Source organism: Streptococcus sp. CF8_St5-11 (genome assembly GCF_024295625.1).
Taxonomy (GTDB): Bacteria; Bacillota; Bacilli; order Lactobacillales; family Streptococcaceae; genus Streptococcus.
The window spans coordinates 14,295-40,193 of record NZ_JANCOJ010000001.1; the positions used below are offsets into that span (position 1 = coordinate 14,295).

Sequence of the window (25,899 nt, forward strand, 5' to 3'; positions counted from 1 at the left end):
TCATAGTTTTTTGAAGCAGATAAAAGTGAAAAACGCCTAATGGCGTTTTTACGTCTATTAAGGTTTAATACGGTGCAACATACGTGGGAATGGAATAGCTTCACGGATGTGTTTTGTACCAGCTGCGAAGGTTACCATACGCTCAATCCCAATACCAAATCCACCGTGTGGAACTGTACCGTATTTACGAAGGTCAAGGTAGAATTCATACTCTGTACGATCCATGCCAAGTTCATCCATTTTTGCAACAAGGGCATCGTAGTCTTCCTCACGCATAGAGCCACCGATGATTTCTCCATAGCCTTCTGGAGCAAGCAAGTCTGCACAAAGCACGCGCTCTGGATTTCCAGGAACTGGTTTCATGTAGAAGGCCTTGATAGCTGCTGGGTAGTTCATGACAAATGTTGGCACACCAAAGTGGTTTGAAATCCAAGTTTCATGTGGTGAGCCGAAGTCATCACCATGTTCCAAATGCTCATAATCCGCATCTTCATCATTTTCATGCTCTTGCAAGAGATCAATGGCTTCATCATAGGTGATCCGTTTGAATGGTTCAGCAATGTAGCGTTTCAAGAGCTCTGTATCACGTTCCAAGGTTTCCAAAGCTTGAGGAGCACGGTCCAAAACACCTTGAAGCAAAGCTTTGACATAAGCTTCTTGCAAGTCAAGTGACTCATCGTGTGTCAAGTAAGAGTACTCAGCGTCCATCATCCAGAACTCAGTCAAGTGACGACGAGTCTTAGATTTTTCAGCACGGAATACTGGACCAAAGTCAAAGACGCGACCAAGAGCCATAGCACCAGCCTCAAGATAAAGCTGTCCTGATTGGCTCAAGTAGGCCGGTGTTCCAAAGTAGTCTGTTTCAAACAATTCAGTTGAATCTTCCGCCGCATTTCCTGAAAGAATTGGGCTATCAAACTTCATGAAGCCGTTCTTATCGAAGAACTCATAAGTTGCATAGATAATAGCATTACGGATTTGCATGACAGCGACTTGTTTGCGTGAACGAAGCCACAAATGGCGGTTGTCCATCAAGAAGTCTGTACCGTGTTCTTTTGGAGTGATTGGGTAATCTTGTGATTCACCGATCACTTCAATATCTGTGATATCGAGCTCATAACCAAATTTAGAACGCTCGTCTTCTTTAACAATCCCTGTCACATAGACAGATGTTTCTTGGCTCAAGCGTTTGATGGTGTCAAATTTTTCAAGACCCACTTCTTCTCCGAATTTTTCGATAAAGTTTGGTTTGAAAGCTACACCTTGGAAAAAGGCAGTTCCGTCACGCAATTGCAAGAAAGCAATTTTTCCTTTTCCTGATTTGTTGGCCACCCAAGCACCGATGGTCACTTCTTGACCAACGTAATCTTTTACTTCGATGATAGTAATCCGTTTTGTCATCATTCATCTTCCTTTTCTCGTTAAACTTGTCCGAAGACATTATCTTCTTAATTGTATCATAAAAAGGCTTTCAGTGCTAGATTCTACCTGTGAAAACCAGATTTTTTTTAAAGAAAAAGATCCTCAGCTCATTACTAAGGATCTTGTAATTTTATTTTTCCATAAAGGCCTTGAGTCGGCGAACAGCTTCTTTGAGGGTATCCAAATCTGTCGCATAAGACAAGCGTACATTTTCAGGAGCACCAAAGCCAGCTCCTGTTACCAAAGCAACCTCTGCTTCTTCCAAAATCGCTGTGGTAAATTCCGTCACATCCGTGTACCCCTTCATCTCCATGGCCTTCTTGACATTTGGGAAGAGATAGAAGGCTCCTTGAGGTTTGATGGCTTCAAAACCAGGTACTTCATTCAACAAAGGATAAATAGTATTCAAGCGCTCTTCAAAAGCTTGACGCATGATCTCAATAGAAGATTGATCTCCTGTAAGGGCTTCGATTGCAGCATATTGGGAAACGGTTGTTAAGTTGGATGTTGTTTGGCTAATCACCTTGGCCATGGCTCCAATAATCTCTGGATCACCCACTGCAAAACCAACCCGCCAACCGGTCATAGCATAGGTCTTAGAAACTCCGTTAATAACGATGGTTTGCTTGCGAATCGCTTCTGACAAGCTAGAAATGGGCGTAAAGGTATTGCCATTATAGACCAATCGCCCATAGATATCGTCTGCCAAAATCAAGATGTCATGTTCGACAGCCCAATTTCCGATTGCCTCGAGTTCTTCTTTACTGTAGATCATTCCTGTTGGATTGGATGGCGAGTTCAGCAAGACAACCTTGGTCTTGTCTGTCCGTGCTGCATCCAGTTGCTCTACCGTTGCCTTGAAGTGATTTTCTTCTGTTGTTTGGAAAGTAACAGGTGTGCCTTCTACCATCTTGACCTGGTCTACATAAGAAACCCAGCAAGGGGTTGGAATGATGACTTCATCACCTGGATTGATAACAGATGTAAAGAAAGCATAAAGAATAAACTTGGCTCCAGTACCAACCACTACTTCATTTCGGTTCACTGCATAGCCATAAAATTCCTTCATATAGTCGCTAATGGCATCCTTCAATTCTGGAAGTCCAGATGCAACCGTATAAAAGCTAGCACGGCCATCCTCGATGGATGCGACTGCTGCTTCTTGAATATTTTTTGGAGTCGCAAAGTCAGGTTGACCAAGGGTCAAACTTAAGATATCACGACCTTCTGCCGCCAAAGCTTTGGCACGCGCATTTGCAGCCAAGGTCACACTTTCTTCCATTTCCAATACACGATTTGATAATTTCATATTTCCTCCTCAAATCTTAAAAAACACCGGTGACTTTCCCAGTCTTGAAATCCACCACATAATAGGAACTCCCGGCCTTGACTTCCCAGATCGGTTTGCCTTTAAAGCGTCCAAAAGTTACACGATCAATCGCGTCCTGACTCTTCTCTTTGACGACAGAAGCTGCCTCTTTGGAGCTAACTCCTTCTTTCAAAGGGTAGGTATAGACTGCATCATCCGCCTGTGCCACCAAGACCGCTAGATCTTGCCCCTCTTGGTCCTTGCCAATAAAGGAAAGATAGGCATCTTTGCCATGAAAGAAACTCTCCGTCTCAATAGTAGCAATCGAAGAGTGAGACAGAGCTATTTTTCTTGCTTGCGCCATTTGATCCTGCAAGCGATCAGAAGTTTTTTCAGCAAGAAATAGCCAAGAAAAAAGGATCGTCAACACTAAGATACAGATTCCTATTATATGTTGCCATACTATAAAAAGATTATTTTTCTGTTTCACTCCCTCATTATACACCAAAGCCACCTAGAATTCTATAGATTTTCAAGAAAGAATTGTTACTAATATTTCATACCTGTTACAATGTTTTAGTATAAAATTGTTTGATAAACAAAGTAAAATTAACATCTATGCCATCATTTGTTCATAGTTTAATAAATTTGTCACAATTTTGTAACTAATTTGAAAATAAAATTAAACGACAGAAATACTATTTATTGATAAAATATAGATATGGAAAATTTAAAGAGATTATTCAAAGAAGCAAACGTAGATTTAAAAACCATGATCGTCTTCCACAAGGCAGAACGATTGATCCGTGCGTCTGAGGCTCATATCTTTAAAAAGCACCAGTTGACGCCAACTCAATTCTCTGTACTTGAGACCTTATACAGCAAAGGCGATCTCCGCATTCAAGATCTGATTGATAGCATTCTTGCGACCTCTGGAAATATGACTGTGGTTATTCGCAATATGGTCCGCGATGGTTGGATTACACGCGAAACTGATCCAGAAGACCGCCGTGCTTATCTTGTATCTATTACAGATGCCGGTCGTAAAAAGATCGAAGAAGCTCTTCCAGATCATATCAAAAATATTCAACGCTTGATGCAAGTCTTTAATAGTGGTGAGCAAGCTGAGTTGACAGAACTCTTGAAGAAATTCAAACATATCGCCTAAGCCTACTGCTCAAGACGATTCTGACTCCAAAATCCTCTATTTTGGAGTTTTCATCGTGCATTCTCTTTATCTAACAGATCAAAAAAATATTCCTGACGCTTCTCAGGAATATTTTTATTTATTCTTTCACAAAGACCCATTCCTTCTCTTGCGATAAATCCTCACGATAAGAGAAACCTGCTACTTCTAATGATTTCAGATCTTCTAGATGGATGATTTCTTCCTTCATCATAGCTGTCACCATGGCCCCACGTGCTTTTTTTGAAATCGTCGAGTGAATCTTCAGGGTCCCACCACGATTCTCCATGAATTTGATCCGAATCATTCGCTCACGAATGGCTTTTGAAAAGACTTGTTCAAACTCAGAAGACAAAAGAGATAAGATCTGTTCTTCATCTTCTACTGCCCGATCATAGTCCTCTTTCCAGAGTACCTTTAGAGATTTTCCAGCTGGTTTTAGCTTCATCATAAAATCCAAGCGATGGGGAGCAATCCCTTCATAGGCTGGTAGCACACCATATAAAGCAGTCGTGATTAACAAATGCTCCTGCAGATAAGCCTGCTCTTTTTCGGATAAGTCTTGACGCTCGATACTACGATACATAAGGCCATCAAACAGTTCCAAAGAAGGATAGGTTTTAGCACTCCCAGCTAACAAAGCCTCAATTCTTTCTTTTTCTACTTGAGCTCTTTCCTCTGAGATCCCGTAAAAGGTCGCTAATTCTTCTAGGGAGAATGCCTTCAAAGCTTGGAGGATGGTTTTTGTGTTCTCTGACAAGGGTTGGGGCTCGACGATACGAGCCTGTTCGTTCAGTTCTTTGGCGGATGGAATTAATAGTTTCATAGGTCTATTGTACCATATTTTTCAAATTTTCTTGACAGGAGTTTTTATAAATGTTATTATCTAGTTATGAAAACTAGATTAAAGAAAGGTGAAGATTTCGTGTCCACTTTTTCCTATCCAACGTGGGAGCAACTACCTGAGCTAGATCTCTATCTCGATCAGGTCCTTCTTTATGTCAATAAAACCTGTGCACCTGTTCTCTCTTCTTCTGACAAGGGCTTGACGGCTGCCATGATCAACAATTACGTAAAACATGGCTATGTCGAAAAACCAGATAAGAAGAAATACCAGCGTAGACAGGTGGCTCGCTTAATCGCTATTACAACCTTAAAAACGGTCTTTTCTATTCAGGAGATCGCTTCTACCTTAAATTTCTTGCAGGACCAGGCGAGTTCAGATCTTCTCTATAATAGCTTTGTCGCTTATCTCAATGAGCAAAAAGAGCCGATCGCTCCTATCATTCGCTCTGCCTGTCAGACCGTTCAACTTTATCTAGAAACCCTATCTTATATTCAACCAGTAAAAACGGAGGAAGAAACTGATGAATTACACCATGAAACTAAGTAAAAAATTATCCTTTGGAGAAGAGATCGCCAATAGTGTAACCCATGCTGTTGGCGCCCTCCTCATGCTGATCTTGCTTCCGATCTCTGCAGTCTATAGCTTTGAACAACACGGTCTGCTCAGTGCTTTTGGAACTTCTATCTTTGTGATCAGTCTCTTTTTGATGTTTCTGTCTTCGACCGTCTACCATGCTATGTCTTACGATTCACCTCAAAAGTATGTACTTCGCATTATCGACCATTCCATGATCTACATTGCGATCGCAGGTAGTTACACACCGGTTGTCCTCACCTTGATGAACAACTGGATGGGCTACAGCATTATCTTGATCCAATGGGGGACCACCATCTTTGGTATTCTCTACAAAATCTTTGCCAAAAAAGTCAATGAAAAGTTCAGTCTCGCTCTTTACTTGATCATGGGCTGGTTGGTCATCTTTATTATTCCCCAAATCGTTAGCCAAACCAATCCGATCTTCTGGGGTCTCATGCTCATGGGCGGTCTGTGCTACACGGTTGGAGCTGGCTTTTATGCTAAGAAAAAACCATATTTCCACATGATTTGGCACCTCTTCATCCTGGCAGCTTCTGCTCTTCAGTATTTAGCCATCGTTTACTTTATGTAATACGCTCACCACTCTTATGAGTGGTTTTTTTGTGATTTTTTCTGTACAATAGTAAAAAACTGTATGGGGACAGTCAAGATGAAGACGAGCAAATACCAACAAATTATTCATGTTCTAAAAAAAGCCATTCAAGATGGCGAACTGGAGACTGGAGAGAAAATTCCTTCTGTTCGCCAGTTAGCCGGTCAATTTTCTTGTAGCAAGGACACAGTGCAACGAGCCTTGCTGGACTTGACTTACCAGCACTTCCTCTATGCTAAGCCTCAAAGTGGCTACTATGTTTTGGAGCAAGAACCTGATCGACATGAGGATCTTCCACTAAAATTAGAGAAAGACCGCAACCAAGCTTTCGAGGACTTCCGGACCTGTATCAACGAAACCTTGATTGGACGGGAGAATTATCTCTTTAATAACTTTTCGGACCAAGCAGGGTTAGTTGAAGTACGCCAATCCATTCAAGGCTTATTAAAGGAAGAAGGTATTTATACGACTGCAGATCAGATTGTTTTGACTGCTGGTACCCAGCAGGCGCTTAATATCCTCAGCCAGATTGACTTTCCCAATAAAAAATCGCAGATTTTGATCGAGCAACCGACTTATCATCGGATGAACCAACTCTTAGATTCGCAGCAACTTGCCTATCGTACCATTCAACGTAATTTAACAGGGATTGATCTCGAGGAACTTGAAGAGATTTTCAAAAGTGGCTATATCAAATTCTTCTACACGATCCCTCGTTTTCACTATCCGCTTGGCCATAGCTATTCGACCAAGCAGAAAGAAGCGATCTTGCAACTAGCTGACCAATATGATGTCTACCTTGTTGAGGACGACTATTTGGGAGATCTTGATAGCAGTAATGCTCCATCTTTTCATTATTTGGATCAAAAGGACCGGGTCATCTATATCAAATCTTTTTCGACCAATCTCTTTTCTGCTCTTCGCATCACTTCCATGATCCTTCCCCAAGCCCTTCTTAAGCCGGTCTTGACCTATAAGACGATTCTGGACTATGATAGCAATCTGATCATGCAAAAGGCCTTAAGTCTCTACATTGATAACGGTATGTATCTGACCAATAAAAAGCGACTCCTAGCCAGAAAAAAAGAGGAAGAAGCCAGTCTAAAGACCTTGATGGCCCAGTCTACTCTTCTTCCCCATCTGACCCTGACCCACGACGGGATCCTTTTAGAACTCAGCCAAGTTCAATCTCTTGCTGCCGTAAAACACAGTGGACTCCCGCTTGATTTCTTTGAAGCAGCCTACATCACGGCTTGTCCTTATCAACTCGCCAAGATCAAATCAGCAGATGTGGCCAATGTTTTACCAAAGCTTACGCCTTTTTTTGAAAGATAAACCCTCGTATAGACTATACGAGGGTTTTTCTTATTTCTTCAATTGCTCATAAACACGTTTGGCATTTTGAAGGCCAATCCGATAGTCGATGCGAATTAAGCGAATCGCTTCCATCTCTGGTTCTTTGAGGTACTTCTCTTTTTGTTCCTTGGAGATGCTACCTGGTTTTAGAAGATAGTAGGTGAATTGATTTCTGACTTTATTGAGCTCAACTTGAAGGGTGAAATAGAGTCCAAATAAGACAATCACAACTCCCATCATGATCAGATCGTTTGACATGGTGTATGCTCCCTTTTTCTTTTCTTTTCTTTTCTTTATTTTACAGCTTTCAAAGAAGAAAAACAAGAGGCTGGGACAAAAGTCCTAGCCTTTCAATTGTTTTTGGATTGTCGAGCAAGACGCAGTGGTTGAGTGGGCTCTACTACGCTGATTTCATCAGCTTTTACAGCCCTACTCAACTGTGCGGAGGTGGGACGACGAAATCGAATTCTAACGAATTACCGATTTCTGTCCCACTCTCCTTGTTTGTCCTTATTTCATCATACCGGCCTGGAGGTCATACATTTTCTTATACGTTCCTCCTAGAGCAATGAGTTGATCGTGATTGCCTGATTCGATGATTTTTCCTTTATCGAGAACATAGATGCAATCGGCATCTTGGATGGTAGAAAGGCGATGGGCAATGGCAATGGTTGTCCGCCCTTGGCGCATCTTCTTCAGAGAATTTTGGATCATCTCTTCCGTCTCTTGGTCAATATTGGCAGTAGCCTCATCCAAAATGAGGATCTTAGGCTGGGCAGCAATGGTCCGGGCAAAAGCCAGAAGCTGACGCTGACCGGTCGATAAGGTAGAACCCCGCTCTGTTACCGGATGATCATAGCCACCAGGTAGACTCTCAATAAAGTCTGCTACATCCACAAATGCAGCTGCTTGTCGGATTTCCTCATTTGTCAGTTCTTCATGGTACATCCGTATATTAGAAGCAATGGTTCCATGATAGAGGAAGGGTTCCTGCAACACTAGACCAATGGACTTGCGCAAGGCTTCCTGGCTGTAGTCCTTGATATCCTGTCCATCAATCAAGATCTGGCCACGATCAAATTCATAAAAGCGCATGAAGAGATTGATAATAGAAGATTTACCAGAACCAGTATGACCAACAAAAGCGATGGTTTGTCCGTTTTTGACCTCAAAGGAGATCTCTTTTAGGACATCCCGTTTGCTATCATAAGAAAAAGATACATGCTCAAAACGAATATCCCCCCGCTCGATCTCTTTCAGGCTACCAGCTTGCTTGGGTTCATAGTCGTCTCGATCCATCATCTCAAAGACACGACCTGCAGAAATGGTTGAGGTCTGCAAGGTTGCAAAATTTTGGGTGACATCAATCAAGGGCTGGAAAAGCTGGTTAACATATTGGATAAAGGCATAGATAAGACCTGCTGTAAAGCCTGAGAACTGCCAATTTAGGCCAAAAAAGGTTAGAATGACCGCATAAGCCAGGACCTGTAACAGGGTCATAGCTGGCCTCAAAAAGAGGGAATTGACATCCACAGATCGGTTGGCATAATCCAAATGTTCCCCATTAATCTGTTCGAATTCATCCGTCAAGCGCTTTTCTTGACGAAAGGCCTGCACGATCCGCATTCCTTCAATGGATTCCGATAATTTCACATTGATATCTGATAATTTTTGTCGGGTCATCTTGACCAAGCGATTGGATAACTTGCGATAGAGACGGATGGAAAACCAAATGATAGGAAGAAAAGGCAAGATCCAAATAGTCAAATGCCAGTCCAAGCTAAACATGGTTACTAGAGTGACTAGAAAGAGTAAAAAGGATGAAACCAGGCTTGAAAAGACCGTAGAAAACATATCTGCGACTGCCTGTGTATCATTGGTCACACGCGAAACAATCGAACCTGCTGCTGTCTGGTCATAAAAGGACATACCCAGCCTTTGAAGATTTTGGAAAATATCTAGTCGGATATCTCTTACGATAGAATTGGATACACGCGCAAAGGTTAACTGGCTCAGGTAGGTTGCCAGCACGCGCCCAATGAATAACCCATAGTAGAGAATCAAAAACTGAAAAGCTGTCAGTACTGGAGAGCCTGCTTCTGTTGGATCCACTAAGTGGTCAATATACCAGCGAGCTGCAAGAGGGATCGCCGTCAATAACAGACTAGTTAGGAAGGTGAAGGCTAAGGCTAGGGCTGTTAACCATTTATAACGCCACATGTAAGTCAAGAGCCGCTTCATCACATGAGCTTCAGATGTTTTCATTCAGCTTTCCCTCCATTTCTTCTGATAATTGTTGGGCTTGGTAGGTTTCATAGTACCAACCTTTTTGAGCCATTAATTCCTCGTGATTTCCTCGCTCCTTGATCTGTCCATTCTCCATTACCAGAATCAAATCCGCATGAACGATCGCTGATAGGCGGTGGGCTGTGATGATCGTTGTTTTCCCCTTACGTTCCTGCTTCATATTTTCAATGATTTGATGCTCCGTTTTAGCATCTACTGCAGACAGGGAATCATCCAGAATCAAGATCTCAGGATTCATGACCAAAGCACGACTCATGGCAATCCGTTGCTTTTGTCCGCCAGAAAGAGAGACTCCTCTCTCTCCCAGCACTGTCTCCATCTGGTCTGGCATGGCCAGAATATCCTCATAGACTCCACAAGTTCTCAGAGCCCTCACCACCTCTTCTTCCTCGATCTGTGGATCTGAAAAAGCGACATTCTCGCGAATGGTCATGGCAAAGAGGATCTGATCTTGAGGGACGTAGCCGATCAAGCTTCGAAGATCTTCTAAACGATAATGTTTGATGGAGATTCCATTTAGCAAGATATCTCCCTGCTCCAAGTCATGCTCTCTAAGCAAGAGACGCAACAAGGTGGTCTTTCCAGATCCAGTTGGACCCACAATTCCAAGGGTTTGCCCTTTTTCTAAATAAAAGGCAACCTTTTCAAGGACAGGCTCTTTCTCATAGGCGAATTCTTTAATGTTATATTCCAGATCTCCGTTTTGAATGACTGTGACTGGTTGACTTGGATCTTGAATATCAGGTGTTTCTGCTAAAAGTGTCTCAATCCGATCATAGGAGACGCTAGCACGCTGACTAATATTAAACAAGAAGCCCATGGCTTGAAGGGGCCAGACAAGCATATTGAGATAGGTAATAAAGGTTACGATTTGTCCAACCGTCAGGCTCCCTTCCTGAACAAATAGCCCCCCGAAGTAGAGTGTCAAGACATAGGAGAGACCGACAAAAAGAAGAGTGGTCGGATCAAACAAAGCATTGTAACCGGCGGAAGTCATATTTTTTGAAAAGACCATTTGATTGGTTTTTTCAAAAGCCTGAATCTCATCTGCCTGAAAGCCAAAGGATTTGGTCACCTTGACTCCTGATACTGATTCCTGAACAAAGTTGTTCAGTTCTGAGAAGCCTTCTTGGGCCTCTTTGAAGGCTTTGTGGTTTTTGCGTCCAATGGCGGAAGTCACTACTACCATAACCGGTAGGGGCAAAATAGCCAAGAGGGTTAAGCGCCAATCAATCATGAAAAACATGCTGACTAGAGTCACCAAGGCTGTCACGGAAGCATCCACTGCAGACATAACCCCGCCACCGGCAAACATGGTTACCGCATTGATATCATTAGTAGCATGGGCCATGAGATCCCCTGTCCGATAACGCTGATAAAAAGACGGAGACATGAGCGTAAATTGCTTAAACAAACGGTAACGCAAGATCCGAGCCAACTTATTAGCCGTCCCAAAAATATAGCGTCTCCAGACAAAACGAAGGCCATACATGGCTAGAGCTGCGAGGACCAAAAGGGCGATATCCACAACTAACTGCCCCAGTGTCAGCCTTCTTTTATCGATCAAATCGATCACAAGTCCCATGATTCTTGGAGGAATGAGATTTAAAAAACTAACCAAGATCAAAGACCCTATCCCGATCAAGTATCGCTTTTTCTCTAAATTAAAAAACCAAGATAATTTCCTCAACAGATTCATCTTATTTCCCCTTTTTGGTGAGTTGCCAGCTACTATCCACTAAAGTAAACAACTCCTCATCAGCAATTGTTCCATCTAGAGGGATACTCACCCAATAGTTTTTATTCATATGAAAAGCTGGATAAATCCCTTTCTGCTGGATGAAATGGGCTACTTGATCAGACTTGACATTCAAAACTTCTATTTTCCCAGACTTGCCAGCATCCAGTTTTTTCCAATCAATGGTCATAAAGACACCATACCACTTGAGGGTGTCTCGGTGGCGAATGGCACCGGATTCCGGAGATCTCTCCCACAAATACTCAATCGTTCCCTGATAGTGCAGGGAGATATAGGACATGAGACGCTTGGCTTGAGGATAGAGAAATTCTTGGACCTCAAAACAAGCTTGGCGAATCCTTGCAAGACTTTCCTGACAGGATTCCCTGACTTGGCCGACGAAATTTCCTTGTAGCTGTTCCTGATGGATTTGGATATACTCGTCTCCTGTATCCTGATCATAGACCTGAAAAGAAATCTTCCGGTCGCAGACCTGGACATTTAAGAGAAAAGTGTCCGATAAGACGGGACACTGGTACTCATAGCCTACCCCTCTCTTCTTAAATCCGTAAGCCAATCCCTTTTCTGGCTGAAAGGTGTACCGTTCAAAATAATGCTCTAAAAACATTTCCTCTCCCTTATTCATTTTTGCACTAGAAGAGGCTGGAAACAACGTCCCCAACCTTGATAACGGATCCTCAAAACTACTTCAAGCAGTGATCGTTTCTTTTTTAAAACACAATGCGCGTGCCATGCAGTTGACAAACACCCAATTTCTCCAAAAAGAGCTGACGATTGTCAAGGGTCACACCCCCACCTGGCAGGATCTGAATCTTTCCCTTAGCCTCATCTAATAAACGATGATAGTGTGCAAAACGTTGCTCTAGTGTATCACCTGGACTTCCAGCTCGTGTTAAAATGCGGGCTACACCCTGATCAGAAAGCCAGTCAATCGCCTCTAGCTGATCTGTATAAGCCAATTCATCAAAAGCCATATGAAAGACAACTTCTGCATCTCCACAGGCTGCTAGTAAAAGCTGCATGATCCTCTGGTCCAACTTTCGATCGCTCGTCAGCGCTCCCAGCACAAAACAAGTAACCCCTATTTCTTTCGCAGCACGAATATCCGTCAGCATAGCTTCGACTTCCAGATCAGTATAGACAAAATCGCCACCTCGGGGTCGGATAATGACACATAGATCCACGGACTTCTCTCTTGTCAGTTTGATTGCTTCATTGATCACACCTATACTAGGTGTGGTCCCTCCTACTGCCAGGTTATCGCACAGTTCAATGCGACCTGCCCCAGCAGCAATCGCCTTATCAATATAAGTTAAATTCTCTGCACAAAATTCAAAGACAAGCATGACAACTCCAATTACAAAGACTTAAAACAAGGATATACTAACAGTTACCTTAGCATTGCCATTTTCCACTCTCGCTTTTGAGATACTATAGCCTGCTTGAGGGATCTCAAGGGTGATTTGATCACCATTCACTGTGAAGCCGCCTCCATTTTGATTGGATTGATCCTTCAAATAGTTGAGAACCAAGAATTTTGGAATGGGCATTTTCCCTAATTTAGCACCGGTCACGGTCAAATTCATGACATTGTTTTCAACTTGACCGGTCATGGTTAAATCTAGATAGCTATCGATTGGCCCTAATGATACAGGAACTTTGACATGAAGGTCATTGCCATCCATTCCTAATGCCATCTTTTGATAGTCAGAATTGTCAAGGGCGGATCCAGCACTTGTTTTTACGACCTGACTCAATTGCACTGAATTGAGACTTAGCTCAGTTGAGAGCCCTTCAGTGCTCACAGAGGCATTTGAAACAGCATTTTGAGCCAACTCAATCAAAGAACTCCCTGCCTGCACATTTCTCAGTTGCTCCCCTTCAGGGATAGAGCCAGGAACCAACAAGATCACTAATAACATAAATAAAACGATCACCATGCCAATTAGGCGTCTCATCCACTTAAACATCTGCTCCTCCAATACGTGAAAAGTTGTATTCTTATTGTACCCTAAATCCAAAGAAATTGCGACTAAGAGGGGCCTTTACAAAGCAAAAGAGAGCGTGGGACAGAAATCGGTAATTCGTTAGAATTCGATTTCGTCGTCCCACCTCCGCACAGTTGAGTAGGGCTGTAAAAGCTGATGAAATCAGCGTAGTAGAGCCCACTCAACCACTGCGTCTTACTCGACATTCCAAAAACAATTGAGAGGCTAGGACTTTTGTCCCAACCTCTCTCTGTGCATTATTTCGATTTAATGTAGTTAACACCATCTGCTTTAGGCGCAACTGCTTGTCCAAAGAAGGCTGCCAAGACAACCATGGTCAAGACGTAAGGCGCAATTTGCAAGTAGATGGATGGGATACCTTTAAGCAAAGGCAATTGATTCCCGATAACAGCCAAACTTTGAGAAGCTCCAAAGAAGAGACTAGCAAGCATGGCCCCGATTGGGTTCCATTTCCCAAAAATCATAGCCGCAAGGGCGATAAATCCAGGACCTACAATAGTAGTTACCGCGAAGTTAACAGAAACTGACTGAGCGTAAATGGCTCCTCCGATTCCTGCAAGGGCACCTGAGATCATCACTCCTAAGTAGCGCATTCTATATACATTGATTCCCAATGTATCTGCTGCTTGTGGGTGTTCCCCCACTGAACGAAGACGCAATCCAAATTTCGTCTTGAACATGATAAACCAAGCAAAGAATGAAAAGAGAATCGCAACCCAACCAATGATGCTGGCATTGTTGAAGAAAATATCTCCAATGACCGGAATTTTAGATAAGACCGGAATCGATGTTTTCCCAAAGGCAACTTTGATATTATCAGTTTGCCCCTTGTTGTACATCGCTTTGACAAGAAAGACTGCCAATGGAGGTGCCATCAAGTTTAATACTGTACCTGAGACGATATGGTCAGCACGGAAATGAATCGTTGCCACCGCGTGGATCAAGGAGAAGAGTACTCCAATCCCTGCAGCAACGATCAAGGACAACCATGGTGTCAAACTTCCTAACTCAGGCTCAAAAGTCAAGTTAAAGATAATACCTGAGAAGGCTCCCATAACCATGATTCCTTCCAGACCAACGTTAACAACCCCAGCGTGTTCTGAGTATGCTCCTCCGATACTTGTGAAGATCAGCGGCGCTGCATACACAATCATAGAGGAAACAAGAATACTTAAAATTGTTACAATACTCATTAGTTTGCTCCTCCTTTTTTAGCTGAACGCATCGAGATCATCTTTTCAATAATGTAGTGGGCACATACGAAGAAGATAATAGATGCTGTCACAATTTGAACGACTTCTTCAGGGATTGCAGCTGGCTTCATACCAACTCCCCCAATTTGAAGTGCACCAAACAAGAAGGCAGCAAATGGAATACCAATTGGTGAATTCATCGCAAGAAGGGCTACGGCCATTCCGTTAAATCCAACACTCATCGAGCTGGTTTGAACGTAGACATTTGAGTAAATACCCAGACCTTCTGCTACCCCACCAATACCAGCAAGAGCACCAGAAATGATCATAGAAAGGATAATGGTCCGTTTTGCAGACATCCCAGCGTATTCTGCCGCATTCGAATTGAGACCAACGGCACGGATTTCAAAACCAAGTGTTGTTTTCTTCATCAAGAACCAGATGACCACCACTGCGATGATGGCAAAGAAGATCCCGATGTTCATTTGTGATTTGTCTGTCAAATTACGCAACCACTCCGTTTGGTAGACAGCGTTGGCTCCCACATCAATGGTTGAGTCCTTGTTTTTCATCAAGGAAGCTGGGAAGCTATGAATCAAGGCATTCCCACCATAGAGAACAATGTAGTTCATCATAATGGTGATAATGACCTCACTGGTTCCGAGATAGGCACGAAGGAAACCAGGAATCGCTCCAATAAATCCACCTGCAATAGCCGCAATCAAAACGGTCATCGGAATCATCAGTAAGCGAGGCATATTTGGGAAGGAAAGGGCAAACCAAGTCGCCATGATCCATCCTGCAAAAGCCTGACCAGGAAGTCCAACGTTAAAGAAGCCGGCCCGGCTGGCTACTGAAAACCCAAGAGCAACTAAAATCAGTGGCCCCATAGCACGGGAAATATTTCCCCAACTCTTAATCGAACCAAAGGCTTTTTTAAACAGCAATTCATATCCCCAAAGGGCATCATAGCTGAAGGCCCACATAATAATGGCACCCAAGACCAATCCTAAAAGGACAGACACCAATGGAACGGCAATTTGTTTTAAATTCTTATTCATTTGATGCTCCCTCCTTTACTTGTCCACCTGCCATGAGGATTCCAAGTTCTTGCTTATTCGTTGTTTCAGGGGTTACGATCCCTTGGATCTTCCCATCATGAATAACCGCAATACGGTCAGAAACATTCAAAATTTCATCTAATTCAAAGCTGACAACCAGAACAGCTTTTCCATTATCCCGTTCTTGAATCAAACGTTTGTGAATATATTCGATCGCTCCAACGTCCAATCCACGAGTCGGCTGGCTAACGATCAAGAGATCCGGATCACGATCGATTTCGCGAGCGATAATGGCTTTTTGCTGGTTCCCTCCAGAGAGAGCCTTAGCAGGTACCACTTCACTGGCTGCACGAACGTCAAACTCTTCCATCAACTTCTTAGCATAAGAGGTAATATTTGGATAATTCAAAATACCATTCTTGCTAAGAGGTTCTTTATAATAGGTTTGAAGGGCAATATTTTCAGAGATCATCATATCAAGGACTAATCCATCCCGGTGACGGTCTTCAGGGACGTGCCCTACTTTCATTTCTGTGATTTGACGTGGACGAAGTCCCACAACATCCTTGCCTTTAATCTTGATTGAACCGGATTTTACCTTCCGCAGACCTGTAATGGCTTGGATCAACTCAGATTGACCATTTCCATCAATCCCTGCGATCCCAACGATTTCACCAGCACGAAGTTCTAAGGAAAGATTCTTAACAGCTGGGACTCCCCGATTTTCATTCACGACCAAGTTTTCGATCGACAAGACCACTTCTTTTGGTTCAGAAGGACCCTTTTCAGTCTTAAAGGAAACAGAACGACCGACCATCATCTCGGCCAAATCTTGGTTGGTTGCTCCACCAATCTCGACTGTTTCAATAGATTTCCCACGACGGATAACCGTTACGCGGTCTGAAACAGCACGGATTTCATCCAACTTGTGCGTAATCAAGATAATGGATTTTCCTTCATTCGCCAAGTTCTTCATGATTGTCATCAATTCTTCGATTTCAGCTGGTGTCAATACTGCAGTTGGTTCATCGAAGATTAGGATGTCGGCTCCACGATAAAGCGTCTTTAAGATTTCCACACGTTGCTGCGCACCAACGGAAATATCCTCAACTTTAGCATTTGGATCTACTGCCAAGCCATATTTTTTAGACAATTCAAGGATATCTTGACTGGCTTTTTTAAGGTCCAAAATACCATGCTTCGTGGTTTCAGAACCAAGGATGATATTTTCAGCAACAGTGAAGGCTTCAACCAACATAAAGTGTTGGTGCACCATTCCAATTCCTAAAGAAGCTGCTTTTGAAGGTGAGTCTAGGTTAACAGTATTTCCATTTACCACGATGTCTCCGCTAGTTGGTTCCAACAAACCAGCCAGCATATTCATCAGGGTAGATTTTCCCGCACCATTTTCTCCAAGAAGTGCATGGATTTCACCTTTGCGCAACTGAAGATTAATCTTGTCATTTGCTACAAAGTCACCAAATTTTTTGGTAATCTCACGCATTTCGATGACATATTCATGTGTCATGTAGGTGTTTCCTTTCAAAAATTTTTTATTTCAATAAAATCTGTTAGACAACTAACAGATTTTATTGAGACAAAAATGTCTCACTTTAAAAGAAACGGCCCTTAAAGGGAGGGCCGCCCAATCAAATATTATTTTTCAGGAACTTTAAGAGATCCATCAAGGATTTTAGCTTTGGCATCTTCGACAGCTTTTTTAGCATCTGCAGAAAGGTTGTCAGTTGTCAAATCAACTCCACCATCTTTCAAGCTATAAGTAATCACTTCACCGCCAGGGAATTTACCATCAGCAGTTTTCTTAGCCAAGTCTTTTACAGATTCTCCGACTTTCTTCAAGCTTGAAGCCAATACAAAGTTAGATTTTTTACCATCTTTAGAAGTGTATTCACCTTCAGCTTTTTGGTCACGGTCAACACCAAGAACCCAAACTTTTTCGTCTTCATTTTTCTTCTCGTTCAAGTCTTTAGCTTCAGAGAAGACACCTGCACCAGTACCACCAGCTACTTGGTAGATAACGTCTGCACCTGCAGCATATTGTGCAGCAGCAATTGTTTTACCTTTCGCAGAGTCACCGAATGAACCAGCGTAGTCTACTTGAACTTTGATAGATGGGTCAACAGATTTAACACCAGCTTCAAATCCAGCGCGGAAACGAGTGATAACTTCACTTTCCATACCACCTACAAAACCAACTTGTTTAGTTTTTGTAGTTTTCGCAGCAGCGATACCAGCAAGGTAACCAGCTTCGTTATCGGCATAAACAGCAGATGCTACGTTCTTTTGTCCTTCAATACGGTCATCGATGATGACATAGTTCACATCTTGGTTGTCTTTTGCAGCTTTTTTAACAGAGTCGCTCAAGGCAAAACCAACACCAAAGATCAATTTGTAGTCGTTAGAAACAGCTTCATCAAGGTTTGTCGCATATTGAGATTCATCTGTTGATTGGAAGTAGTCAAATCCGTTCCCTTTAGAAAGACCGTTTTCTTTACCCCAAGCTTGCAAACCTTCCCAAGCAGATTGGTTGAATGATTTGTCATCCACACCACCAGTATCGGTAATGATAGCAGCTTTCAAATCTGTTTTAGATTCTGAGTTTGCGCTATCTTTTTTAGACGCACGATTTCCACATGCTGCAAGTCCGATAGCAGCGACAGTTACTAGACCAAGGCCTAGCCATTGTTTCTTGTTCATTACTGAACCTCCTAAATTATTGTGCAACATTGTTGCGAAGTATTGAAAGGGTCAAAAGACCGCCTCACAGACCTATTAAGTCAGGTCTGTAAAGGAATATGGAAGTAATTCCTTGACCGTCATCACGACCGTCGATTTATCTTTAGATACTAAGGTTACAGGAAGGTCTGGCTCAAAAAATTCAGCCATGACCTGGCGACAAGCACCACATGGAGAGATGGGCTTTTCTGTTTGCCCGTAGATAATGAGCTCTTGAAACTCACGAGCTCCTTCAGAAACAGCTTTAAAAATGGCTGTCCGTTCTCCACAGTTGGTCAAACCAAAACTGGCATTTTCGATATTGACACCTGTATAGATTTCTCCATCCTTCGTTAGCAGTACAGCTCCAATTGGGAAATGAGAGTAAGGCACATAGGCTTGTTGACTCACTTCAACTGCTAAGTCAATCAACTCAGTAGTCGCCATGAGCCACCTTTCCTTCCATGATGGCTACACCAGAAGAAGTCCCGATACGGGTCGCACCAGCTTCGATAAAAGCAAGAGCATCTTCATAAGAGCGAGCACCACCAGAAGCTTTAACACCCATGTCGGGTCCAACAGTTTGACGCATTAAGGCCACATCTTCTACCGTTGCTCCTCCAGTTGAGAAGCCAGTTGAAGTCTTCACAAAGTCAGCTCCAGCTGACTTTGCAATCTGACAAGCGACGATCTTTTCATCGTCTGTTAAGAGACACGTCTCAATGATGACTTTGACCAGCTTATCACCGCTTGCTTCGACAACAGCTTGGATATCTTCTTCAACTAGTGCTAAATTCTTAGACTTCAAAGCACCGATATTAATGACCATGTCAATTTCATCGGCACCATTTTGAATAGCATTTTTTGTTTCACACGCTTTGACAAAAGGGGTATTTGCTCCCAAAGGAAAACCAATGACGGTACAAACTTTTACATCTGAATCGCGCAAGCCCTCAGTCGCAAAATTCACCCATGTCGGGTTCACACAGACACTCGCAAAATCATAAGCCTTGGCTTCTTCGATCAGCTTTTCGATCTGTTCTTGTTGCGCATCTGGTTTTAAAAGAGTGTGATCGATATATTTATTTAACTTCATACAATCTCCTGAGCTGCTTAAGATATTATTTCAATAATTTCTTTAACGCTTTCAGCCCTTTCTAGTATTTTAACATTTTTTTTGAATTCTGTAACGCCTTCTTGTGAATTTTTTTCATTCATGAAAATACGGGCAATGCGTTCCCCTTTTTTGACGCGCTCTCCCACTTTTTTGTCAAACACAATTCCTGTTTCGTAATCGAGGGGATCCGATTTGACAGCACGGCCAGCACCCAATCGCATTGCAAACAAGCCAAACTCCATGGCAGGTAAAGCAGCAATGACGCCATCTTGGTCCGCTGTTACTTCAAGGACCTGAGACACTTTGACGGGACGATGCAAATCCTCTAAGTCTCCACCTTGAGCTGCGACCATTTCTTCAAACTTCGCTAAGGCTTGACCATTGGTCAAGTGTTCATGGATGGCCTCGATCGATTGATCTACATTGGCCAATTTCAACATGATTTGCGCTAATTCACAAATAAACTCTGTCACATCAGCGCGCCCCTGTCCTTTCAGAATATCAAAGGCTTCCAAAATCTCTAAACGATTGCCAATGCTAGTTCCCAAAGGTTGGCTCATATCTGTAATGACAGCGATGGTTTTCCGACCCACTGCATTTCCAAGATCCACCATGGTACGGGCTAAGCGACGAGCATCCTCAATATTCTTCATAAAGGCACCCTCGCCTACCGTCACGTCCAAAAGAATGGCATCCGCACCAGCAGCAATTTTCTTACTCATGACGGAGCTAGCAATCAAAGGAATGGTATCCACTGTCGCCGTTACATCACGCAGAGCATACAAGAGTTTGTCTGCTTTTACAAGTTGGTCGGATTGACCAATGACCGATAAGCCGATCTCCTGCACCTGCTGTATAAATTCCTCTTGAGTCCGTTCAATCTGGAAGCCTTTAATGGATTCCAACTTATCGATGGTTCCACCTGTGTGGCCTAAGCCACGACCGCTCATTTTAGCAACCGGCACACCAAAACTTGCAACCAAAGGCACCAAGACCAAGGTCACCTTGTCTCCGACACCACCAGTCGAGTGTTTGTCCACCTTGATCCCTGGAATAGCTGACAGATCAAACTGTTGCCCCGTTTGGACCATCTTCATGGTCATATGAGAGATTTCTTCTGTCGTCATCCCTTTAAAATAAACAGCCATAGCAAAAGCGGACATTTGGTAATCTGGAACCGTTCCAGCCACATATCCCTCAATCAGCCATTCAATTTCTTCTTTGTTTAAGGCAAGACCATCTCTTTTTTTCTGAATGATATCTACAGCTCTCATGATTCTTTCTCACTTCTTAAAATATAATAGCCTTTGTCTTTTTTTACGATTTCACAATTGCCAAACGTCTCTTCCATCTTGGCCTTAGCGCTCGGAGCCCCTTGTTTTTTCTGAATGACAATGGTCAAGTCTCCACCTGGTTTCAAATGTTCAAAACTACCGGTGATCACTTGGTGGACCACTTTCTTACCAGCTCGGATCGGCGGATTACTGATTACATGGTCAAAGACCCCTTCGACTGCTTCATAGACATCCGAAGAAAAGATCTGAACTTCCACGCCGTTTCGGCTAGCATTTTTCTTAGCCAAGTCTAGTGCCCTCTCATTGACATCGACCATGGTCACTGCGACTCCCTGGGCTTTAGCTAGAGAGAGGCCAATTGGACCATAGCCACAGCCAACATCGAGGACACTTTCCCCTTCTTGAAAATCCAGGGTTGATAAGAGCACCTGGCTTCCATAGTCAATCATTTTTTTACTAAAGACGCCGGCGTCCGTATAAAAATTCATCTTTTGTCCCAATAAAACAACAGCCAGATCATGAATATCATGGGCTGCATCTGGGTTTACATCGAAATACATTTTACTCATAAGGTTATTTTATCATAATTCACTCCTTTTTTAAATCGTTTACATGACCTCTAAAAATTGGTATACTAAAGACTACAATAGGAGTGACATATGGACAAAGAATTTCTACATTTTGAAAAAATTAATCGGGAAACCTGGCAAAATTTGCACCGCAAAACCACCCCACCACTCTCTCAAACAGAGCTCAATTCTATTAAAAGTTTTAACGACCGCATCAACCTCCAAGATGTACGTGACGTCTACCTGCCTTTGACAAACCTGATTGGAATCTACAAGCGTTCCAAAGAAGATTTGGCCTTCTCAAAAGGTATTTTTCTTCAAAAAACGAGTGAGCGCCAACCCTTTATCATTGGTGTTTCAGGAAGCGTAGCGGTTGGAAAATCTACCACTAGCCGTTTACTTCAAATCCTGCTGTCACGAACCTTCGAAGGCTCGACTGTAGAGTTGGTAACAACGGATGGTTTTCTCTATCCAAATGCTATCTTAAAAGAACAAGAGATCCTCAATCGAAAAGGATTTCCGGAAAGCTATGATATGGAATTGCTCCTTGATTTTCTCAATCAAATTAAAAACAACAAGAGAGTAGAAATCCCTGTCTATTCCCACGAAATATACGATATTGTCCCAGATGAGAAGCAAACCATTTTACCGGCTGATTTTGTCATTGTCGAAGGGATCAATGTCTTTCAAAATCCACAAAATGACAGTCTCTATATGACCGATTTCTTTGATTTTTCGATCTATGTGGATGCCGCGGTCGACGATATCGAATCTTGGTATATCGATCGCTTCCAAAAACTCCTTGCATTAGCTCAGAATGATCCTAATAACTACTACTATCGATTTACAGAGCAACCCCTAGAAGAAGTTTTAAGCATGGCCCATCAGGTCTGGGAATCCATTAATTTAGTCAACTTGCAGCATTACATCCAACCAACCAGAAACCGAGCTGATCTGATTCTCCATAAGGCAACCAACCATGAAATCGACGAAATTTATCTCAAACGCTAGAGAAAATGGCCTTTTAACGGTACTTTTTTAAGGAAAAGCTATTTTAGGCTTGTCAAATCTTAACTTTTCATATATAATGAGATAGTTAGATTATCAATGGAGGTGAATAACTTGGCAAACATTAAATCAGCTATCAAACGCGCTGAATTGAACGTTAAACAAAACGAAAAAAACTCAGCTCAAAAATCAGCTATGCGTACTGCAATCAAAGCTTTTGAAGCAAACCCATCTGAAGAACTTTACCGCGCTGCTAGCTCAGCTATCGATAAAGCAGAAACTAAAGGTTTGATCCACAAGAACAAAGCTAGCCGTGATAAAGCACGTCTTGCAGCGAAACTTGGTTAATCAAGAACAGCATAAAAATCAAGCTCTCCGGAGCTTTTTTTGTGCCTAATTTTTTGAAAGGTGCTTATGAAAATCGTTATTATCGGCTATTCTGGCTCAGGTAAATCCACCTTGGCTGAAAACTTAGCCCGCCACTACTCCATTCCAAAGCTCCACATGGATACCCTTCAATTTCAACCGGGCTGGATAGACAGTGACCGGGATTGGATGGAGAAAGAGATGAGACAGTTTCTCGGCGATCATAAAGACTGGGTCATTGATGGCAATTACTCTTGGTGCTGCTATGAGGAAAGAATGGAGCAAGCAGACCACATTATCTTTCTCAATTTCTCTCGTTGGAACTGTCTCTTTAGAGCCTGGAAACGATACCGTCGTTATAAGGGACGCGTTCGCGAGAGTATGGCAGCAGGCTGCCCTGAACGCTTAGATTGGGAATTCATCCGTTGGATCCTTTGGGATGGTCGAACTAAGAATGCCAAAGAAAGGTATCGAAATATCCGTTCTACTTATACCGATAAATTCATCTCTCTCAAGAATCAAAAAGAACTCGATGCATTTCTAAAAACAATACAATAAAAAAGGTTGGGATATCAATCCCAACCTTTTCTTATTTATCAACGTAATCGCCACCGGTGAAGCCATAGTATTCTTCCAGACTCAAACCTGAGTCCGCGATATCTTGCGCTTCTTTTCCGATATAGCGGAGATGCCAGCTTTCTGGCATGTAGCCTGTCACTTTTTCTTTTCCTTCTTGGTAACGAACCACAAAGCCATATTTAGCAGCATTCTTGAGCAACCACTTACTTGGTCCAGGTTCGGTTACCAAATTACCACTGGTATCGATTAAATCAAAGGTCAAACCAGTTTGGTGTTCACTATAACCCGGTCTTGCAGAATAACGATCGGCGGCTTCCTGACCATCTTGATTGACATAGTTTTGGTAGAGGCCAACTTGGGTATCGTAGCTACGAAAACCACTATATTGGTCACTGATCGGATATCCTTCTGCCTGCATGGCTGCGATCAATTCATGAAGGGCTGAAACAGCTTCAGGATCTTCACCTGGGTTAAAGTCAGGCGACAAGGGATAATGTTTGTTGGCGATCATAACCTCACCATATTTCCCTTTGACACTATAGTAAGAACCATTATAGCTGACACCAGAGTCCACTTTGACATCTGACTTACCAGCTTTTGAAGACTCTTCTTTGCCAGTCTCTTTTGATGGATTCTTTGCAGAAGACGTTTCTTTGGAAGACTTGGTTTGCGTTTGTTTGCTTTCTTCTTTTGCAGAAGATTTAGAACTAGTGGAATGAGATTGGGAGCAAGCTGTCAGGGTTAACAAGGCAACTGTCACCAAAGTTAATTTGGAAAATCTTGCTTTCATGGGAATCTCCTATGATTCTTTTGTTACGACAATATCTGTAATCACATAACTTGCACCTACTTTTTTCAAGGTGTAGGTCTTGTACTTGCGGTTTTGTGAATCTGGATGGCTATCTGTATAATGCACGGTAAAGTCTTCATAAGTCTTGATCGTTACCACACCATTTTCTTCCGTGACACTTTGAATGTCCAAAGCTCCTGGAGTATAGTAGTCAATCTTAGCCTTTCGAACACCATCACCAGTTGTGAACTCAACCATGTCTTTGTAGGCTTGACTTTGTGTGTCATAGTATTTAGAGTAGGTGTTATTTCGATTTGAAACGGAGCTAAAGACAGCGTCGCGGTACTCTTTCAAGAATTCTTCCGCCAAGGTCCGATTTTGTTCTTCTTTGGCAGCTTGCGCTTTCTTAGCATCTTGTGCACTCTTGATGCGTTTTAGGGTATCTTTGACTAGTTTAAGTTCGATCGGATCGTTCTCACCCTCTTCAATCGTCACCTTAGCCTTTTCAGTTGTATAGGTTTCCCCATTCATGTTGAAGACGGCATGTACTTCAATTTCTTGATAAGGAATGCTGTCTACTTCAAAGGTCGTGCTGGTTCCGACTTCTTTGCCGTTGACCACAACCTTCACATCCGTTGGGTTTTCAACTTCATCTGGGAACTCAACTTCTAAATTGCGTTTTTCAGAATTCAACTGCAATTCTAAATTATTCTTTGTTGCTTTTTTAGGATTGAGATGGATCTTAGAAGTAACATTTCCGACCTCTGTTTTAGCAGTCAATTCCATTTCTTTTGTATTGTAATGGAAATAACCAAGGTCTGTCACTGCATCTTTCTTCAAGGTCACTGTTTTATTGGCAGCCACTTTGAGTTTGGCTTGATCCAAATTGGTCTTGACCTTCACTTGCACTGGATAGCTGGCCACACGGTATTCTTGGAAGATTCCAAATTTCTTGTCCGCTTTTTCCAAACCAAAGATCTTGTTTCCAGATTTATCCGTATAGCTGCCTTCTCCACCATTATCAATGATCTTGTTCAACTCTGTGCCGATATCGACCCCTTGATCTTCCATGCTGGTAATAAAGCTTTCGGCTTCATCCTTTGTCCATTTATCGTTATCGGTTGAAAGCAGATCTGCTGCTTCGCGATAATCCTTGGTGTCCACTGCCTTAATAAATTTATCTGCAGTCACTTCGACACGCGTTGTTGACTGGAAGTAAAAGAAGGCTGCTACCAAAGCGATCACAAGGACTGCAATAGCAGAAATAATCCCAATTTTCTTCTTGGAAAGTTTCTTTTCACCCTTCGTTTTAGGGGCCTTTTGTTTTTTCTGAGCTGGGCCTGCTTCTGTAACATTTGGACCAGCAAAGACCTGCGTTTGCTCAGCGGCAAGTGGAGCCGTATACTCTTGAGTTTGCTGTTGAGGGACATATTCCTGTGTTTCTTCAGTTGCATCTGGGGTTACAAATTCTGCTTCAGGCACAGGTCCTACAAAAAACTCAAAGTTTTGACTTTTAGCCGCGGTAAATTCTTCTGCACTTGGCTTTCGCCCATAGGTTTCTTCAAAATGTTGCAACCAAGCCTGACGAGCTGCTAGAAGTGGATCGACATTCTTCACTTCTTCAACTGGTTCAACCACTGGTTCCTCAACAGGAGCGTCTTCCTCTGCTGGGGCATTTCCTGCGATAGACTGAATTTGTTTCAAATCAAATCCACAAGCTTTCCCAGCCATAAACTCTTCTGGTGACGGTTTGCGACCGATCACTTTTTCAAATAATTCAACCCATTTCTTTTGCATGGAT

At 42.6% G+C, this 25,899-nt stretch carries 27 protein-coding genes; 7 read left to right on the forward strand and 20 right to left on the reverse strand.

Annotation, left to right across the window (positions count from 1 at the left end; translation table 11 throughout):
- Positions 1–57 precede the first annotated feature (57 nt).
- From asnS to NMM13_RS00075, 3 genes are all read right to left on the reverse strand, one after another.
- Complete coding sequence (asnS, locus tag NMM13_RS00065) at positions 58–1,404, reverse strand: asparagine--tRNA ligase (RefSeq protein WP_191904594.1); 1,347 nt, start codon at positions 1,402–1,404, stop codon at positions 58–60.
- A 148-nt stretch (positions 1,405–1,552) separates the two neighbouring features.
- Positions 1,553–2,731: a pyridoxal phosphate-dependent aminotransferase gene (locus tag NMM13_RS00070; RefSeq protein ID WP_254726764.1), complete on the reverse strand. Its 1,179-nt coding sequence runs from the start codon at positions 2,729–2,731 to the stop codon at positions 1,553–1,555.
- 16 nt (positions 2,732–2,747) lie between these two features.
- Entirely contained in the window at positions 2,748–3,161 is a 414-nt protein-coding gene (locus tag NMM13_RS00075; protein ID WP_254726766.1) for a DUF5590 domain-containing protein, read from the reverse strand.
- 291 nt (positions 3,162–3,452) lie between these two features.
- On the opposite strand from NMM13_RS00075, the gene NMM13_RS00080 reads away from it, so the two are divergent.
- Positions 3,453–3,899, forward strand: coding sequence for a MarR family winged helix-turn-helix transcriptional regulator (locus NMM13_RS00080; protein ID WP_003001765.1), 447 nt, complete (start codon positions 3,453–3,455; stop codon positions 3,897–3,899).
- A 118-nt stretch (positions 3,900–4,017) separates the two neighbouring features.
- Here the strand turns inward: NMM13_RS00080 and yaaA are convergent, their stop codons facing one another.
- Positions 4,018–4,743: a peroxide stress protein YaaA gene (gene yaaA / locus NMM13_RS00085; RefSeq protein ID WP_151191193.1), complete on the reverse strand. Its 726-nt coding sequence runs from the start codon at positions 4,741–4,743 to the stop codon at positions 4,018–4,020.
- A 66-nt stretch (positions 4,744–4,809) separates the two neighbouring features.
- On the opposite strand from yaaA, the gene NMM13_RS00090 reads away from it, so the two are divergent.
- The 3 genes from NMM13_RS00090 to NMM13_RS00100 all read left to right on the forward strand — a co-directional run bounded on the left by NMM13_RS00090 (position 4,810) and on the right by NMM13_RS00100 (position 7,288).
- Entirely contained in the window at positions 4,810–5,310 is a 501-nt protein-coding gene (locus NMM13_RS00090) for a DUF1836 domain-containing protein (protein WP_049498294.1), read from the forward strand.
- Complete coding sequence (locus NMM13_RS00095; RefSeq protein ID WP_003011253.1) at positions 5,285–5,932, forward strand: hemolysin III family protein; 648 nt, start codon at positions 5,285–5,287, stop codon at positions 5,930–5,932. The genes NMM13_RS00090 and NMM13_RS00095 overlap by 26 nt, the downstream gene beginning before the upstream one ends.
- Positions 5,933–5,995: 63 nt before the next feature.
- Entirely contained in the window at positions 5,996–7,288 is a 1,293-nt protein-coding gene (locus NMM13_RS00100) for a PLP-dependent aminotransferase family protein (RefSeq protein ID WP_254726768.1), read from the forward strand.
- A 30-nt stretch (positions 7,289–7,318) separates the two neighbouring features.
- Here the strand turns inward: NMM13_RS00100 and NMM13_RS00105 are convergent, their stop codons facing one another.
- The 14 genes from NMM13_RS00105 to NMM13_RS00170 all read right to left on the reverse strand — a co-directional run bounded on the left by NMM13_RS00105 (position 7,319) and on the right by NMM13_RS00170 (position 21,355).
- Positions 7,319–7,567 carry a hypothetical protein gene (locus NMM13_RS00105; protein ID WP_254726770.1) on the reverse strand — a complete coding sequence of 83 codons (249 nt, stop codon included), beginning with the start codon at positions 7,565–7,567 and terminating at the stop codon, positions 7,319–7,321.
- 252 nt (positions 7,568–7,819) lie between these two features.
- On the reverse strand, positions 7,820–9,574 hold the full coding sequence (locus tag NMM13_RS00110; RefSeq protein WP_254726772.1) for an ABC transporter ATP-binding protein: 1,755 nt from the start codon (positions 9,572–9,574) through the stop codon (positions 7,820–7,822).
- Positions 9,561–11,315 carry an ABC transporter ATP-binding protein gene (locus tag NMM13_RS00115; RefSeq protein ID WP_254726774.1) on the reverse strand — a complete coding sequence of 585 codons (1,755 nt, stop codon included), beginning with the start codon at positions 11,313–11,315 and terminating at the stop codon, positions 9,561–9,563. Before NMM13_RS00115 ends, NMM13_RS00110 begins: the two co-directional genes overlap by 14 nt.
- 1 nt (position 11,316) lies before the next feature.
- Entirely contained in the window at positions 11,317–11,982 is a 666-nt protein-coding gene (locus tag NMM13_RS00120) for an MmcQ/YjbR family DNA-binding protein (RefSeq protein WP_254726776.1), read from the reverse strand.
- 103 nt (positions 11,983–12,085) lie between these two features.
- Positions 12,086–12,721: a copper homeostasis protein CutC gene (locus NMM13_RS00125; RefSeq protein ID WP_254726778.1), complete on the reverse strand. Its 636-nt coding sequence runs from the start codon at positions 12,719–12,721 to the stop codon at positions 12,086–12,088.
- Positions 12,722–12,742: 21 nt separating this feature from the next.
- Positions 12,743–13,345, reverse strand: coding sequence for a hypothetical protein (locus NMM13_RS00130; protein ID WP_254726780.1), 603 nt, complete (start codon positions 13,343–13,345; stop codon positions 12,743–12,745).
- A gap of 275 nt (positions 13,346–13,620) precedes the next feature.
- The gene (locus NMM13_RS00135) at positions 13,621–14,577 is read right to left on the reverse strand and encodes an ABC transporter permease (protein ID WP_021153355.1); all 957 of its coding nucleotides are present in this window, start codon (positions 14,575–14,577) and stop codon (positions 13,621–13,623) included.
- Complete coding sequence (locus NMM13_RS00140) at positions 14,577–15,638, reverse strand: ABC transporter permease (protein WP_049485437.1); 1,062 nt, start codon at positions 15,636–15,638, stop codon at positions 14,577–14,579. The genes NMM13_RS00135 and NMM13_RS00140 overlap by 1 nt, the downstream gene beginning before the upstream one ends.
- A complete protein-coding gene (locus tag NMM13_RS00145) occupies positions 15,631–17,166 on the reverse strand; it encodes an ABC transporter ATP-binding protein (protein WP_254726782.1) in 1,536 nt (511 codons plus the stop codon). The genes NMM13_RS00140 and NMM13_RS00145 overlap by 8 nt, the downstream gene beginning before the upstream one ends.
- A gap of 128 nt (positions 17,167–17,294) precedes the next feature.
- Positions 17,295–18,356, reverse strand: a complete 1,062-nt coding sequence (locus NMM13_RS00150) for a BMP family protein (protein ID WP_254726784.1) — start codon at positions 18,354–18,356, stop codon at positions 17,295–17,297.
- Between the two features lie 75 nt (positions 18,357–18,431).
- Positions 18,432–18,821, reverse strand: coding sequence for a cytidine deaminase (locus NMM13_RS00155; RefSeq protein WP_003007631.1), 390 nt, complete (start codon positions 18,819–18,821; stop codon positions 18,432–18,434).
- Positions 18,808–19,470: a deoxyribose-phosphate aldolase gene (gene deoC, locus NMM13_RS00160; protein ID WP_254726786.1), complete on the reverse strand. Its 663-nt coding sequence runs from the start codon at positions 19,468–19,470 to the stop codon at positions 18,808–18,810. The genes NMM13_RS00155 and deoC overlap by 14 nt, the downstream gene beginning before the upstream one ends.
- Before the next feature lie 17 nt (positions 19,471–19,487).
- Positions 19,488–20,765, reverse strand: coding sequence for a pyrimidine-nucleoside phosphorylase (locus NMM13_RS00165; protein WP_254726788.1), 1,278 nt, complete (start codon positions 20,763–20,765; stop codon positions 19,488–19,490).
- Entirely contained in the window at positions 20,762–21,355 is a 594-nt protein-coding gene (locus tag NMM13_RS00170) for a class I SAM-dependent methyltransferase (RefSeq protein WP_070594890.1), read from the reverse strand. Before NMM13_RS00170 ends, NMM13_RS00165 begins: the two co-directional genes overlap by 4 nt.
- A 90-nt stretch (positions 21,356–21,445) precedes the next feature.
- Between NMM13_RS00170 and coaA the strand changes: the two genes are divergently transcribed.
- The 3 genes from coaA (at position 21,446) to NMM13_RS00185 (ending at position 23,287) form a co-directional block, all read left to right on the forward strand.
- Complete coding sequence (gene coaA, locus NMM13_RS00175) at positions 21,446–22,366, forward strand: type I pantothenate kinase (protein WP_070466090.1); 921 nt, start codon at positions 21,446–21,448, stop codon at positions 22,364–22,366.
- Between the two features lie 96 nt (positions 22,367–22,462).
- Complete coding sequence (gene rpsT, locus NMM13_RS00180) at positions 22,463–22,711, forward strand: 30S ribosomal protein S20 (RefSeq protein ID WP_003007640.1); 249 nt, start codon at positions 22,463–22,465, stop codon at positions 22,709–22,711.
- A 66-nt stretch (positions 22,712–22,777) separates the two neighbouring features.
- On the forward strand, positions 22,778–23,287 hold the full coding sequence (locus NMM13_RS00185) for a DNA topology modulation protein (protein WP_254726790.1): 510 nt from the start codon (positions 22,778–22,780) through the stop codon (positions 23,285–23,287).
- Between the two features lie 31 nt (positions 23,288–23,318).
- Here NMM13_RS00185 and ldcB read toward each other — a convergent pair whose 3' ends face one another.
- Entirely contained in the window at positions 23,319–24,098 is a 780-nt protein-coding gene (ldcB, locus tag NMM13_RS00190) for an LD-carboxypeptidase LdcB/DacB (RefSeq protein WP_254726792.1), read from the reverse strand.
- Positions 24,099–24,107: 9 nt separating this feature from the next.
- A complete protein-coding gene (locus NMM13_RS00195) occupies positions 24,108–25,895 on the reverse strand; it encodes a hypothetical protein (protein ID WP_254726794.1) in 1,788 nt (595 codons plus the stop codon).
- Positions 25,896–25,899: the final 4 nt, after the last annotated feature.